Origin of the sequence: Streptomyces sp. NPDC059499 (genome assembly GCF_042749285.1) — a bacterium.
Classification (GTDB): Bacteria; Actinomycetota; Actinomycetes; order Streptomycetales; family Streptomycetaceae; genus Streptomyces.
In genome coordinates this window covers 110,723-125,438 of the sequence record NZ_JBHYTT010000007.1, presented here as the reverse complement: position 1 = coordinate 125,438, position 14,716 = coordinate 110,723, and the positions used below count along the sequence as shown (strand labels likewise).

Genomic DNA, 14,716 nt, shown 5'->3' with positions numbered 1-14,716 from the left:
TCCGCAATTGCGGACCGGGGATTTTCTTGTGCGCCGACCGGGGTGGGTCAGTCCCAGCGGTCCTGGTTGATGAAGTGGCTGAAGCCCCGCCAGGAGTTGGGTCCCATGACTCCGTCGATGGGTCCGGTGTAGCCGTTGGCGGCGGCCAGTCGTTGGACCGCGGCCCAGGAGTTGGGCCCCATCACGCCGTCGATGGGTCCCGTGTAGCCCCAGTTACGCATGTTCCTCTGGAGCGCGGCGTACGTATTGGCGCCGGGAACACCGTCGATCGGCCCGGTGTAACCGGACTCGATCCGCAACCAGTTCTGTGTCCGCTTCCACATGACCGGACCCGGAACGCCGTCCTGCTCCGTCGACGACTTCGGCAGTCCGCCGCCCCCGCCCAGGTAGTTGAGCGGGTTGACCCGGGTGCCGCCCGGGGTGATCAGATGCCAGTGGACGTGCGGTCCGGTGGAGCTTCCGGATCCGGGGGCGCCGACGGCACCCCCGGACCGTCCGACGACGGTGCCTTTGCCGACCGAGGTGCCGTTGGCCAGCAGGAACTGCGACAGGTGCATGTACTGCGTCCGGTACCCGTCGCTGTGGGTGATGGTCACCGTGTGTCCACCCGTACCGTTGTCGGGGATGTTGGTGACGACACCGGCGCCGGCGGCGGGCAGCGCGGTACCGACGCCCATCCCGTAGTCGAGCCCGCCCAGGGAGCCACTGTTGAGGTGATCCTGCCAGGTGCCCGTCATCTGGTAGCCGCTGAACGGGTTGTAGATGTCCAGGGCTTGGGCGGCGGTTCCCGAGAACAGAACGCCGCCGGCAGCCAGGCCGAGCGTGGTGACCGAGCCGCGCAGCAGGGTGCGGCGGCTCATCTCGAGCCGTGGTCGATCCTGTCGGCCGTCGTCGGGCCGATGGTTCTCACACACAGCAACTCCCTTGTTATTTAGGTGACTTGAGCTGGCGGAGGAACGCGGAACCACGGTAGCCTACGCGCATAGATATTGATAAGAACATGTCATGTTTGCTGCTGTGGGCCCCGTCATCACCGGAGGAAGCATGCGCAGGAGAACCTTGATCCGGGGCACTGTCGCCACGGCCCTGGCCCCGGTGGGCATCGTCACGGCCGCCCGTTCCGCGGCCGGTGCCGGCCGTGCCGCCGCCGATGCGCAGGGCGTGGACGTCTCGAACTACCAGCTCGGCATCGACTACGCCCGCGCCGCCGGGGAAGGCCGGAGTTTCGTCATCGCCAAGGCCGGAGGGTGCCAGCTCGCCGAGGGCCCCTACGTCACGTCGTCCTATGCCGGCCATGTGGACGGAGCCCGCGCCGCGGGTCTGCGCGTCGGGCACTACTGGCTGTCGGGGGACTTTCTCACCCCCACCGCCGCTGCCGACTACTTCGTGGACCACCTCCACGACTACCGCGTCGGTGACGTGCTCGCACTGGATGTCGAGGTGCTCGACGACTCCACCCGGCTGTGGAACGACACGGACGTGGCCACCTGGTTCAACCGCGTACGGGAAGGGGTCGGCGCCTACGTGCCCTGGTTCTACATCAGCGCCGGTGCGCTGCGGGCCGGCACATGGAGCCGCACCGTCGCCGCCGGCGCTCACCTGTGGGCGGCCTCCTGGGGGCCCAACAACGGCACCTATCCCGGCGCACCCGACCTCGGAGGCCGCTACCCCGACTGGGCCGCCCACCAGTACACGTCCGTCGGATCCGCGGGCGGAGTCTCTCCCGTCGACCTCAACCTCGCCCGCTCCTGGGCCTTCGACCTCACGGAGCCCACCGACCCGCCGCCCGGAGGGGGCGGGCTGCCGAAGTCGTCGACCGAGCAGGACGGCGTTCCGGGTCCGGTCATGTGGAAGCGGACGCAGAACTGGCTGCGGATCGAGTCCGGTTACACCGGCCCGATCGACGGAGTCCCCGGCGCCAATACGTACGCCGCGCTCCAGAGGAACATGCGTAACTGGGGCTACACAGGACCCATCGACGGCGTGATGGGACCCAACTCCTGGGCCGCGGTCCAACGACTGGCCGCCGCCAACGGCTACACCGGACCCATCGACGGAGTGATGGGACCCAACTCCTGGCGGGGCTTCAGCCACTTCATCAACCAGGACCGCTGGGACTGAACCAACCCGGTCGGCATCGGGCAGGAGGGGCACCCGGAGGCGCGCGGGCGTCAGCACGACGCCGGATGCCGGGAAGGTCGGCGCCGCGTACACCACGGCCGCTGATCCCGACCTGCCGCGTGCGCCTGCGGGATCACCGGTGAAACCCTGGTTCAGTGCGTGTGGCCGCCGTCCTCGTGCTCCGTCGTGGGCTCGGCGGGCTGGGGGGTGACCGGCGCCGCTCCGGCCCGGACGGTGAAGGCCGCGGTGCGGACCGTGCCGTTGTGCTTGAAGTCCAGGAAGAGGCGGTAGGTCCCGGAGCTGGGAGCCGTCGCGGTGAACGAGACCTCCGGACCCGGCTCGGTGCTGCCGTCGCCGGGCTCCCCGTTCGGGTGGACGTGCAGGTAGGCGAGGTCGCCGGCGCGCAGGGCGACGAGGTGTCCGTAGGCGGCGAGGTAGGGCTGTAGGTCGGTGACGGGGCGGCCGCCCCTGCTGACGTCGAGCCTGAGGTCTTCCGCGGCTCCGGGCCGAAGCGTCCCGTTCAGGGTCACGGTGTAGCCGTCGACCGTGGCGGTGCGGGACGGCTTGGGGAGCTCGGCGGGCTTGTAGGCGCCGGACACGGCGAGGTCGGCGCCGAGAGTGAGGTCGGGGGCGTTCTTCGCGCCGGGGGTGAAGTCCGCGAAGACCCGGTAGTCACCGGCGGCAGGGAGGGTGACGGGAGTACTCCAGGTGCCGTCGGCTGCCCGGGTGGGGTGCAGGTGCCGATAGGTGGCGAGGTCGCGCGAGGCGAGGATGAGGTGGAGTTCCTTGTCGTGCTCGCGCTGGTACGCGGTGACCGGCCGGCCGGACCGGTCGCGTACGGCGAAGCGCAGTTCGCCCTCCTGTGCCGCCTTCAGGCGCGGGGTGAAGAGGTCGAGTGTGTAGCCGCCTTCGGAGATCTGGAGCCCTCCGGGCGGTGATGGCGCAGGGTCGCTGCCGTCGCCACCCCCCTCCGATGCCGTGCTGTTCATGTGGTCGGCCCGCGGGGCCGGTTCGGTGCCGCCCAGAGGGCCGACGGTGTTGCCGAGGCCGTAGGCGGCGCCGAAGGACACAGCGAGTGCTGCGGTGAAGGACGTGATCCTTCCGGCGGTGTTCATGGCTGCTCCTTCTCGTCCGGGCGGGCTCCGGGGTGGGGCCCACTTTCATCAATCTATACCCCCTCGGGGTATGCGCAAGAGCTTCGGCGCGACTTGCGCAGGATACGGGAGGGGGGTATACATGGAGATCTCGAATGGTACCCCATGGGGGTATCAAGGTCTCAAGGGGGAGCCCATGTCCTGGTTCGCTTCCGACGGCAGCCGCGCGGTCGCTCGTGGCACCACCACGACCGGCACCGCAGGCACCACAGCCACCGTCCACCGCGCGTCCGGCCTGACCTGTGGGCACGGCGGGACCGCCGTCACGAGTCGGTCGGAGCGCTGGACGAGGACGTGTCCACGGACGTCGACGTGGCCGAAGGCCTGGTCACCGTCTCCGCCGGCGGACAGCCGGACGACACGGCGATCGCCGCGGCGGTCGACGACGCCGACCACGAGCTGACCCGCCGGGCCTGAGCGGAGCGAACCGCACCCGGCCTCCATCGGACCCGTACTTCCGGCCCGGGTCCCCGCCGAACGAGGAGCAGCCACATGACCACCAGGACTCCGGGTGCCGCCCGGGCCGTGCTCGCCATCAGCGGGATGACCTGCGCCTCGTGCGCGGCCCGCATAGAGAAGAAGCTGAACCGCATGGACGGGGTCGAGGCCACCGTCAACTACGCCACCGAGAAGGCGAAGGTCACCTATGGCGACGGCATCTCGGTCGAGGACCTGATCGCCACCGTCGAGGCGACCGGCTACTCCGCCCAGGTACCCAACCCGCCCCGGACCGGCAACGACGAGGACGCCGCGAGCGGCCCGAGCGATGACGGGCGTGATGACGACGAGCTGAGGCTGCTGCGCGGGCGACTGGTCACCGCAGTCGTCCTCGCCGTACCCGTCATCGCGATGGCGATGATCCCCGCCCTGCAGATCGAGTACTGGCAGTGGCTCTCGCTCACCCTTGCCGCTCCCGTCGTCACGTACGCGGCCTGGCCCTTCCACCGTGCCGCCCTCACCAACGCCCGGCACGGAGCGGCCACCATGGACACCCTGATCTCGGTCGGTACCGGGGCCGCGTTCCTGTGGTCACTGTGGGCGCTCTTCCTCGGAACGGCCGGCACACCGGGCATGACGCACCCCTTCGAGTTCACGATCGCCCGCAGCGACGGCTCCGGGAACATCTATCTGGAGGCCGCGGCGGGCGTCACGGCCTTCATCCTGGCCGGCCGGTACTTCGAGGCCCGCTCCAAGCGCAAGGCGGGTGCCGCCCTCAAGGCACTCCTGGAGCTCGGCGCCAAGGAGGTCACCCTCCTGCGCGGCGGACTCGAAGTCACCGTTCCCACAGCGGATCTGCGGGTGGGCGACCGCTTCCTGGTCCGCCCCGGAGAGAAGATCGCCACCGACGGCACCGTCGTCGAGGGGACCTCCGCCGTGGACGCGTCGATGCTCACCGGCGAGTCCGTACCCGTAGAGGTGTCCGTCGGCGACACCGTCACCGGGGCGACGCTGAACGCAGGGGGCCGGCTCGTCGTCGAGGCCACCCGGATCGGTGCCGACACCCAGCTCGCCCGCATGGCCGCGCTCGTCGAGGACGCGCAGAACGGCAAGGCCGCCGCCCAGCGCCTCGCCGACAGGATCTCGGCGGTGTTCGTGCCGGTCGTCATCGGGCTCGCGCTCGCCACGCTCGGTTTCTGGCTCGGCAACGGCACCGGCCTCACAGCCGCGTTCACCGCCGCCGTCGCCGTACTGATCATCGCCTGCCCCTGCGCACTCGGCCTGGCCACCCCGACCGCCCTCATGGTCGGTACCGGCCGTGGCGCGCAACTCGGCATCCTCATCAAGGGCCCGGAGGTACTGGAGACCACCCGCAGGGTGGACACCATCGTCCTGGACAAGACCGGCACCGTCACCACCGGCCTGATGACCCTGGTCGGCGTGCGCACCGTCGGGGACACGAACGAGAAGGAGGTCCTGCGTCTGGCGGGCGCCCTGGAGCACGCCTCCGAGCACCCGATCGCCCGAGCGATCGCCACCGGGGCAGTCGCGAAGGCCGGTGCCCTGCCCACCCCCGAGGACTTCGCCAACGTTCCCGGCCTCGGCGTGCAGGGCGTCGTCGAGGGCCACGCCGTTCTCACCGGCCGGGAGAAGCTGCTCACCGAGTGGGCCATCGACCTGCCCGAGCAGCTCAGGAGCGCCAAGGACGACGCCGAGAAGGTCGGGAGGACCGCCGTCCTCGTCGCCTGGGACGGCGAGGCGCGTGCGGTCCTGGAGGTGGCCGACGTAGTCAAGGAGACCAGTCCCGAGGCGATCCGGCGGCTGCGCGGACTGGGCCTGACCCCGGTACTGCTGACCGGCGACAACAAGGCCGTCGCCGAATCCGTGGCAGCCGAGGTCGGCATCGGCGACGTCATCGCCGAGGTCATGCCCGAGGACAAGGTGGCCGTCGTCAAGAGGCTCCAGGCTGAGGGCCGCAGCGTGGCGATGGTCGGTGACGGGGTCAACGACGCTGCCGCACTCGCCCAGGCCGATCTCGGGATCGCGATGGGTACCGGCACCGACGCCGCCATCGAGGCCGGCGATCTGACCCTTGTACGGGGGGACCTGCGGGCCGCAGCCGACGCGATCCGGCTCTCCCGCAGGACGCTGGGCACCATTCGCTCGAACCTGTTCTGGGCCTTCGCCTACAACGTGGCCGCCCTGCCGCTCGCCGCGGCCGGCCTGCTCAACCCGATGATCGCCGGAGCGGCCATGGCCTTCTCCTCCGTGTTCGTCGTCGGCAACAGCCTGCGCCTGCGCGGCTTCCGCGCCGCGGACTGAGCCGGACACGGCGTACGTGGCCCGTGGGTCAGGCGTGGAAGCCGTTGGTAGACGTCGAAGGGCTTGCTCGTGAGGCCGATGCCCTTGCCGTCGGACGTGGTGGCGCGCCCGACGCCCCGGAACCTCCGGTCGACTCACCGTCAGGCCCGGTGACCCGGTACGCGCCCATGCGCGAGGGATCCTGGGGCCGCAGATCAGTGCCACACCGGTGTACCCGGACCCGGCGTCCGGGAATCGGTACGGCCCCGCGCGGACCGCGCCGGGAACGCCGGAAGTGACAGGGGCCGAGCGTGCCTCGGGCGAGAACGGGTACGCGTCGTCCCGGCCGGCTTTCCCGAAGCACCGTCCGATCCGCTCCACCGCTCCCGCCCCGGGATGCGAAGGGCGCCCAGGGACCCGAGGATGCCAAGAGGGGCCGAGCCGCAGGGCCGGGCCCGTACGGGCCGGTAAGCGACATCCCGAGGGAGACATCACCATGGCGCCCGAGCGATCCTCTTCCGGCAGCACCCCACCGCGAGACCCCGGCCTCGCGCTGCCGGTGGCGGACCGGGCCGGCTGGGGGCCGGTCGACGTACGGGCGGTGGACACCGTCCGGGTGCTGGCCGCCGACGCCGTACAGAAGACCGGCAACGGCCACCCGGGCACGGCGATGAGCCTGGCGCCCCTCGCCTATCTGCTGTTCCAGCAGGTCATGCGGCACGATCCGGCCGATGACCAATGGCTGGGCAGGGACCGCTTCGTCCTCTCCTGCGGTCACACCAGCCTCACTCTCTACATCCAGCTCTATCTCGCGGGCTACGGCCTGGAGATGGAGGATCTGGAGGCGCTGCGGACCTGGGATTCGGCGACCCCCGGGCATCCGGAGTACGGGCACACCCGCGGTGTCGAAGTCACCACCGGCCCGCTGGGCCAGGGCATGGGCGCGGCGGTCGGCATGGCGATGGCGGCCCGCCGGGAGCGGGGGCTGCTCGACCCGGACGCCGGGCCCGGCACCAGCCCCTTCGACCACCAGGTGTACGTGGTGGCTTCCGACGGCGACATGATGGAGGGCGTGGCCTCCGAGGCCGCGTCGCTCGCCGGCCACCAGCGGCTCGGCAGCCTGGTGGTGTTCTACGACTCGAACCACATCTCCATCGAGGACGACACCGACATCTCCTTCAGCGAGGACGTCCCCGCCCGCTTCGCCGCCTACGGCTGGCACGTACAGACGGTGGACTGGACCCGCACGGGCGACTACGTCGAGGACGTCGACGCGCTGCTCGCCGCGATCGAAGCGGCCAAGGAGGACCGGACCCGCCCGTCGTTGATCATGCTGCGCACCATCATCGGATGGCCCGCCCCGACGAAGAGGAACAGCGGCAAGGCGCACGGGTCCGCCCTGGGCGACGAGGAGGTCGCCGGCACGAAGAAGCTCCTGGGCTTCGACCCCGAGGTGTCCTTCGCCATCGAGGACGAGGTCCTCGTCCACACCCGCGCGGTCGGGGAGCGGGGCCGGGCGGCGCGGGCGCAGTGGCAGCCGGGGTACGAGGACTGGCGCGCCGCGAACCCGGAGCGGGCCGCGCTGCTGGACCGCCTCCGGGAGCAGCGGCTCCCGGACGGCTGGGCCGATGCCCTGCCCGTCTTTCCCGCCGACGCGAAGGGCATGGCCACCCGCAAGGCGTCCGGCAAGGTGCTCGGTGCCCTCGCCCCGGTGCTGCCCGAACTGTGGGGCGGCTCCGCGGACCTGGCCGGGAGCAACAACACCACGATGGAGGACGAGCCCTCCTTCGTTCCGGCGGACCGGCAGACCGCGGAGTTCAAGGGCGGTCCCTACGGGCGGACCCTGCACTTCGGCATCCGTGAACACGCCATGGGAGCCGTGCTCAACGGCATCGCCCTGCAGAGCCTGACCCGCCCCTACGGCGGTACGTTCCTGACGTTCAGCGACTACATGCGCCCCGCCGTCCGCCTGGCCGCGTTGATGAAGCTGCCCGTCACCTATGTGTGGACGCACGACTCGATCGGTCTGGGCGAGGACGGTCCGACGCACCAGCCCGTCGAACACCTCGCCGCACTGCGGGCGATCCCCGGGCTCGACGTCGTACGCCCGGGCGACGCGAACGAGACGGTGGTCTGCTGGCGGACGGTCCTGGAGCACACCGACCGGCCCGCCGGTCTCGTCCTGACCCGGCAGAACCTCCCCGTGCTCGAGCGCGGGAACCTGGCGAACGCCTCGGCCGAGGGGGCGGCGCGCGGTGCCTATGTCCTCGCCGACGCCTCCGGGGTGGTTCCCGACGTCATCCTCGTGGCGACGGGATCCGAGGTCCACATCGCTCTTGAGGCGCGTGCCCTCCTGACGGGCGGGGGCCTGGCCGTACGTGTGGTCTCGATGCCCTGCCGCGAATGGTTCGCCGAGCAGTCCCCGGAGTACCAGGACGAGGTCCTGCCGCCCACCGTGCGCGCCCGGGTCAGCGTCGAGGCCGCCGTAGGCCAGGGCTGGCGCGAGGTGGTCGGCGACGCCGGGCGGATCGTGAGCCTCGAGCACTACGGCGCGTCCGCCGACTACGCGCGGCTGTACCGGGAATTCGGGATCACCGCCGAAGCGGTCGCAGCGGCGGCACACGAGAGCATCCGCGACGCCGCGGCCACTCCGAGGCCCGGCGGCCGGCGCGGCCCGTCCGACTGAGCGGCGGGCGCGTCGGAAGGGGCGCCCGCCGGTCGCCTACTGCATCTGGCGCCGCACCAGTTCGTGGAGCCGCCCGCCCGTGTCCGCGAGCAGCTCGGCGGGCGGCCCCTGCTGAACGATCCGGCCGTCCGACATGACGATCACACGATCGGCGTCCAGGACCGTGGAGAGCCGGTGCGCGATCACCACACGGGTGGCTTTCAGGGACCGGGTGCTCTCGATCACCGTGCGCTGGGTCTCGTTGTCGAGCGCGCTGGTGGCCTCGTCGAAGAACAGGATGCGGGGCCGCCGGACGAGCGCCTGGGCGATCATCAGCCGCTGACGCTGACCACCGGAGATGGCGCCGCCACCGGAGATCATGGTGTGCAGGCCCATCGGCATGCGCTTGATGTCCTCGGCCAGACCCGCCATCGCGGCGGCCTCCCACGCCTCTTCCTGGGTGAAGACCTCGGCGCCGCAGATGCAGTCCAGGATCGAGCCGGACAGCGGCTGGGCGTTCTGCAGGACGACCCCGCACTGGCGGCGCACGGCCGCCTGGTCGAGTGCCGCCAGATCCTGGCCGTCGTACAGGACGCTGCCGGAAGCCGGCTTGTCGAAGCCGATGAGCAGCCGCAGAAGCGTCGACTTGCCGCAGCCGCTCGGTCCCACGATCGCGACGAACTCGCCGGGCCGCACCGTCAGGGACAGGTCGTCGAGCACGGCGGGACCGTCATCGGTGTAGCGGAAGGACAGGCCCCGGGCCTCGATCTCCCCGGACAGCTCGCCGGGCTGCGTGCTGGCCCCCCGTACCTCGGGCGCCTCGTCGAGCACCGGCCTGATCTGCTCGAACATCGGCAGCACGGCGGCAGCGGACACGAACGCCCCGGTGAGCTGCGTGACCGCGGTCAGCAGCATGGTCACCGAGGTGTTGAAGGTCAGGAACTCACTGGCGGACAACGAGCCGCGGGCAGGGCCCGCCAGCAGGATGAACATGACCAGCGAACACAACGGCAGATAGACCGCGTTGAGCACCGTCGTCAGGTTCTTGATCCGGCCCGCGCGCTTCTGCAGCTCACGGCTGCGGGCGAACTCCGCCGCCCACGCCCCGTACGCGAAGCTCTCCGCCGAGGCGACCCGCAGCTTCGGCAGCCCGCGCAGCGTCTGGAACGCCTGGTTGTTGAGCTTGTTGCCGAGCTCCACCAGCCGCCGCTGCCACCGCAGTTCCCACATGCCCATGGTGAGGAACACACCCGCGATGACGACCAGCATCGCGATGGCGGTCAGCGCCAGCGGGACGCTGAACCAGAACAGCAGGCCGAGATTCATCGCACCGAGAGTGCCGGCCTGCACCGCCACGGGCCCGATCCCGGACAGCACGCGACGGATCGCACTGACACCCATCGCCGCGCTCGCCAGCTCGCCCGTCGAACGCTCGGTGAAGAACTTCGTCGGCAGACGCAGCAAGCGGTCCCACACAGCAGGCTGGAGCCTGCTCTCGATGCGCCCCTCCATGCGCAGGATGGTGAGGTTCTGCAGGAGCATGAAGGCGGCCGACACGACACCGGTGATGATCACGGCCAGGGAGACCTGGACGATGAGGCCGCTCTCGGCATTCGGCACGTACACGCCGAGCACCTGGCCCGTCGCGAGCGGCACCAGCGAACCGAGCGCCACCGTCACGAGTCCGGTCAGCAGCAGTCTGCGCAGATCGGCCCGCGTGCCGAACAGGCTGAAGCGCAGCAGCTGCCACTTGCCCAGAGGCCGCTCGGGCAACGGCCGGTAGAACATGACGGCACGCTGCTCGAAGTCCTGTGCGGCGGTGCTGTCGACGCGGGAGCGCCGACCGGTCAGCGGGTTCACCGCCTCGTACCTGCCGCGGCGCCACAACAGCGCGACCGGTGCCCCCGAAGCGGCCCGGTGGCCCACCAGAGGCCCGGAGTTCTCCCGCCACCAGCGCCCGTCGAGCCGCACGGGACGCGTCCTGATCCGGGAGGCGACCGCGACACGCTCGACCGGATCGATCCGGTCGCTCACCGCACCGCTCGCCGGAGCCTCCGACAGAATGATCCCCGAATCACGCGCCACCAGCCGACAGGCCGCGTACACCGCGTCATCGGTGGCGCCCGTCCTGCGCGAAGAGCTCCTGCCGGAACGGCCCATCGAGGTCAGCAGCGCCTCGTCGGCCTCCTTGCGGACGGCTTCGCCCGCTTTCATGCCGGCCGCCGTACGGTCCTCGTGGGCGCGCTCCAGCTGCTCGATCCAGCGGTCGAGCGCGGACAGCAACCGGTACTGCTGGTTGACCATCCCCTGCCACAGCTCGCCGTCGACGAGCAGGTCACCGGCCGCTTCGGCGCTGAAAGCGGCACCGTACTGCACGCTGCCCGGCGACACCGGCAGCCAGAGGATGTTGTCGTCGCCCACCGTCTCCTCGAGAGCGGTCCGGCTGTCCAGCGGGGCCTCGAACAGGACACGCTGGCTGCGCCCGACACCGAGCGAGAAGGCGTGTTCCAGCAGACTCAGAGCGGCATCGCCCGTGTCGTAGTGGCTGCGGTACTGCCCCTCGAAAACGCCCTGGGCCGCGTACTCGGGCCGGTAGAGCTCCCGCAGCGGGATCCGGCGCAGCACGCACTCCTGCAGAGGCCGGCCGACCAGCGTGTGCTGAGGCCCCTCGACGGGCCCCAGCACCAGTGTTCCCGGCTCGAGCCGGCCGAGGAAGTGCCAGTGGCCCTGCTCCAGCGCGTCGACCGCGAACAGGTCGAGGGCACCACCCACGACGAGCCACAGCACCTGGGGACCTTCGAGCGAGAGGCTGCGCAGCCCGGTGCAGTCGATGGGAGCGCCGAGCCCTCCCAGCGCTCCGATGACCGGGTCCTGCCCGAGGGCCTCCCCGCCCGCGGGGTGGTGTACGGACGTCACGTCAGTGCTCCCTGACCAGTTCGGCGTACGGACCCCCGGCAGCCACCAGGTCCTCGTGCCGGCCGCGTTCCACGACGGATCCGTGGTCCAGGACCACGATCTCGTCGCTGTCGCGGACCGTGCTCAGCCGGTGTGCGATCACGACGCAGGCACAGCCGCGCCGCCGCAGATTGTCGATGATGACCCGCTCGGTCTCCGCGTCCAGTGCGCTGGTGACCTCGTCCAGCACCAGGATGCTGGGACGTCGCACGAGAGCGCGCGCGATCTCCAGACGCTGGCGCTGGCCGCCGGAGAAGTTGCGGCCGTCCTGCTCCACCCTGCTGTGGATACCCCTCGGGCGACGGGCGACGACCTCGTACAGCGCGGCGTCCTGGAGCGCGGCGACCACGGCTTCGTCCGGTACCGAGGGGTCCCACAGCGCCACGTTGTCCCGCACCGTGCCCTCGAACAGGAAGACGTCCTGGTCGACGAACGAGACCGACGCGGCCAGCGCGCCCCTCGGAATGTCCTCGAGACGCTGCCCGTCGATCCGGATCGTGCCCTCCCACGGGCTGTAGAGCCCCGAGATCAGCCGGGAGACCGTCGACTTGCCGCTGCCGGACCCGCCGACGAGCGCCACCTGCTGACCGGGGCCCACGGACAGTGAGAAACCGGTGAGCAGCGGCTTGTCGAGCGGGCTGTAGCCGAACGTGATGTCGTCGAGCGTCACATGGCCCTTGAGCCGACGGGTACTCGCCGCGGGCTCGCGGCGGGAGTAGAGGGGGTCCACCGGAAAGTTCTCGACATCCTTCAGGCGGGCCACATCGGCCGCGAAGTCCTGGACCCGTCCGGCCACCCCGTTGAGCCGGGTGACGGGTGCGGTGAAGCGGGTCACCAGCGCCTGGAAGGCGACGAGCAGTCCGATCGAGATGTGCCCCTCGACAGCCCTCAGCCCGCCGATCCAGAGGATCAGCGCGCTGTTGAGCGTCGCCAGCGCGGGGGCGACGACACCGAGCCAGGCGCTCGGCACCCCGAGACGCTGCTGCTCGTCCAGTGTCGTCGCGTGCTGGCCCGCCCAGCGCCGGAAGTAGCCGTTCTCCCCGCCGGTCGCCTTCATGGTCTCGATCAACTGCAGCCCGGTGTACGAGGTGTTCGTCAGCCGGGCGCTGTCGGCCCGCAGCTTCTGGGTACCGGTGGCCCGCAGCCGGACGACGATGCGCATCGCGACCACGTTGAGCAGGGCTATTCCCACCCCTATGACGGTCAGCTGCGGATCGTAGGTCCACAGCAGGAACGCGTAGAGGATGACGACGATTCCGTCCACACCGGCCGCGGTGAGGTCCCGGGCGAGTGTCTCGGCCACGGCGTCGTTCGACTGCAGGCGCTGGACGAGGTCGGCGGGGCTGCGCTGGGCGAAGAAGGTCACCGGCAGCCGCAGCAGATGACGGAAGAAGCGGGCGCTGCCGAGCGTGGAGGAGATGATGCGGCCGCGCAGCAGATTCGCCTGCTGCAGCCAGGTCAGTACGAGAGTGAGCGCGACCATCGTGCCCATCGCGCCGAACAGCACGCCCAGCAGCGAGGTCTGATTGCCGATCAGGAACATGTCGATGTACGTACGGCTCAGGGCGGGCAGCGTTGCCCCGACGGCCACGAGCAGCAGGCTGGCGAGCAGTGCCACCAGCATCGTGCCCGTGGTTCCGCGCAGCCGCGCGGGCAGGGCGCCCATGACGCCGGGCTTCCGGCCGCCGCGCCGGAAATCGTCGCCCGGCTCCAGGACGAGCACCACTCCGGTGAAACTGGTGTCGAAATCCTCGGACGGTACGAAACGTCGGCCCTTGTCGGGGTCGTTGATGTGCACGCCCCGGCGACCGAGCCGCCGGCCCATGCCGTCGTACACGACGTAGTGGTTGAACTCCCAGAACAGAATGGCCGGCGCCTGGACCTCCGCGAGTGCGGCGGGCTCCATCTGCATGCCCTTGGCCTTCAAGCCGTAACTGCGAGCCGCTTTAAGCACGTTGCTGGCCCGCGACCCGTCGCGCGACACTCCGCAGGCGATGCGCAGCTCCTCCAGGGGCACATGCCGGCCGTAGTGCGCGAGCACCATGGCCAAGGAGGCCGCTCCGCACTCCAGCGCCTCCATCTGGAGCACGGTGGGCGTGCGGACGGTCCTGGTCCGTCCGGTCTTCGGCGCAGGGCGCGGCCGCGACCGCCGCCTGCCTCCGGAGGTGCTCTCGGGGCGGTGTCTGCCGCGACCGGGGGGCGGCAGCTGCTGCGCTGCGGGGGAGGGGTGCGGTGCGGTCACGGGAGGAGCCAATCGATCGGACGCCGGTCGGCCAGATGGACGGAGCCGGTGGCCAGGGTCATGGAGTCGATCGCGTACGGGGGCCCCTGGGCCGAGGACCACCGGTAGCCGGACTCGGTCGCGGCCGAGCGGTCGAGCTTCACCAGGACCGCCACCGGCCTGCCTTGGCGCGAGAACTGCTCTCCCAGCTGGCCGTCACCGAGGAAGCGCGTGATCTGCTGCTGGGTCCGGGGCCTGCCGACCGCTGCCACCCGGCCGCGCAGCACGCCGTACTGCTGGGAGGGCACGGACTGGACGGTGAGGTCGACGGAGGCGCCCACCGGGACGGCCGCCCCCTTGCTGCCCGGTACGTAGAGCATCACGACGAGCGAATCGTCTGTGCCGTCGCCGCGTTCGACGCTCGCCACATCGGCGCCGGTGGTGACCACTGCGCCGATCGTTGCCGTCACCGTGGTCAGCCTGCCGGCGTCGATGGTGCGGACGACGTGATCGCCCTTCTCCGTGCGGACCTTGAGCAACGGTGCGTCGGCAGGCAGGCTTTCGCCCTCTTCCGCGAGCACTTCGGTGATCTGTCCGGCGACGGGGCTCTGCAGGATGTAGCTGCCCTTGGCGTGCGTGAGGATCCCGGGGGCGCTGAGTGTGGTGGCGACGGTGCCGGTGACCGCCCAGAAGCAGGCAGCCGCCATCACGGCCACGGTGATGCTCAGGACGAGCAGTCCCTGCGGGCGTGCGAAACGCACCGGCAGGTCGAGCTGTTCGGGCGACTGCAGCTTGGAAAGGGCCTGTTGGCGGAACTGCACGGAACTCTTCCCTCACCTGTCGGCGGTCGGCACCGAGCCC

9 protein-coding genes are annotated in these 14,716 nt (G+C 70.7%); 4 read left to right on the top strand and 5 right to left on the bottom strand.

Going from position 1 to position 14,716, the window contains the following annotated elements:
• Positions 1-47 precede the first annotated feature (47 nt).
• The gene (locus tag ACFW9O_RS18525) at positions 48-860 is read right to left on the bottom strand and encodes a peptidoglycan DD-metalloendopeptidase family protein (protein ID WP_384610561.1); all 813 of its coding nucleotides are present in this window, start codon (positions 858-860) and stop codon (positions 48-50) included.
• A gap of 184 nt (positions 861-1,044) precedes the next feature.
• Here ACFW9O_RS18525 and ACFW9O_RS18520 point away from each other — a divergent pair, with 184 nt between their 5' ends.
• Positions 1,045-2,121, top strand: a complete 1,077-nt coding sequence (locus tag ACFW9O_RS18520) for a GH25 family lysozyme (protein ID WP_384610559.1) — start codon at positions 1,045-1,047, stop codon at positions 2,119-2,121.
• 152 nt (positions 2,122-2,273) lie between these two features.
• Here the strand turns inward: ACFW9O_RS18520 and ACFW9O_RS18515 are convergent, their stop codons facing one another.
• Positions 2,274-3,236, bottom strand: coding sequence for a hypothetical protein (locus ACFW9O_RS18515; protein WP_384610557.1), 963 nt, complete (start codon positions 3,234-3,236; stop codon positions 2,274-2,276).
• Between the two features lie 333 nt (positions 3,237-3,569).
• Here ACFW9O_RS18515 and ACFW9O_RS18510 point away from each other — a divergent pair, with 333 nt between their 5' ends.
• The 3 genes from ACFW9O_RS18510 to tkt all read left to right on the top strand — a co-directional run bounded on the left by ACFW9O_RS18510 (position 3,570) and on the right by tkt (position 8,700).
• Positions 3,570-3,692: a hypothetical protein gene (locus ACFW9O_RS18510; protein WP_384610555.1), complete on the top strand. Its 123-nt coding sequence runs from the start codon at positions 3,570-3,572 to the stop codon at positions 3,690-3,692.
• A 75-nt stretch (positions 3,693-3,767) separates the two neighbouring features.
• Positions 3,768-6,035, top strand: a complete 2,268-nt coding sequence (locus tag ACFW9O_RS18505; RefSeq protein WP_384610553.1) for a heavy metal translocating P-type ATPase — start codon at positions 3,768-3,770, stop codon at positions 6,033-6,035.
• Between the two features lie 475 nt (positions 6,036-6,510).
• Entirely contained in the window at positions 6,511-8,700 is a 2,190-nt protein-coding gene (gene tkt / locus ACFW9O_RS18500; protein WP_384610552.1) for a transketolase, read from the top strand.
• A gap of 36 nt (positions 8,701-8,736) precedes the next feature.
• Here tkt and ACFW9O_RS18495 read toward each other — a convergent pair whose 3' ends face one another.
• From ACFW9O_RS18495 to ACFW9O_RS18485, 3 genes are read right to left on the bottom strand one after another with little or no spacing between them, the layout of a single operon-like run.
• A complete protein-coding gene (locus tag ACFW9O_RS18495; protein ID WP_384610550.1) occupies positions 8,737-11,595 on the bottom strand; it encodes an NHLP bacteriocin export ABC transporter permease/ATPase subunit in 2,859 nt (952 codons plus the stop codon).
• Position 11,596: 1 nt separating this feature from the next.
• Positions 11,597-13,876: an NHLP family bacteriocin export ABC transporter peptidase/permease/ATPase subunit gene (locus tag ACFW9O_RS18490; RefSeq protein ID WP_384610549.1), complete on the bottom strand. Its 2,280-nt coding sequence runs from the start codon at positions 13,874-13,876 to the stop codon at positions 11,597-11,599.
• The gene (locus ACFW9O_RS18485) at positions 13,873-14,676 is read right to left on the bottom strand and encodes a hypothetical protein (RefSeq protein ID WP_351177813.1); all 804 of its coding nucleotides are present in this window, start codon (positions 14,674-14,676) and stop codon (positions 13,873-13,875) included. The genes ACFW9O_RS18490 and ACFW9O_RS18485 overlap by 4 nt, the downstream gene beginning before the upstream one ends.
• Between the last annotated feature and the right edge of the window lie 40 nt (positions 14,677-14,716).